The sequence below is a fragment of the Virgibacillus sp. 7505 genome (genome assembly GCF_002272135.1).
In the GTDB taxonomy this organism is placed as follows: domain Bacteria; phylum Bacillota; class Bacilli; order Bacillales; family Amphibacillaceae; genus Terribacillus.
Window position 1 is genome coordinate 1 of the sequence record NZ_NPBF01000193.1, and the last position, 268, is coordinate 268.

1 pseudogene is annotated in these 268 nt (G+C 42.9%); it reads right to left on the bottom strand.

Annotated elements, in window-relative coordinates:
- Positions 1-268 (bottom strand): annotated as a pseudogene (locus tag CHH91_RS20950) (extracellular solute-binding protein); the annotation flags it as partial.

The window sequence follows — 268 nt, forward strand, 5'->3', positions numbered from 1 at the left end:
ATCCAACGCTTCGGCCACGTATGGGTAATACTCGTACGTATAAATATAGAGCGAATCAACTTGTTTTTGATTTTGCGTAAAGAAGGATTGTGTATATTGGCTATAAGAGGAATTTTCAAATATCTGATTGCTAGCAACGATTTGCCCTGCTTCTGCCCACTTCATCGAATTGGTCCGGAGCCACTCTAAAAAGTCAGCAATCCCTGCTTCCTTCTCATCAGACCTATCCTCGTTCGTTAATAGCGCAAACAAATGGGAGGAAGCACGG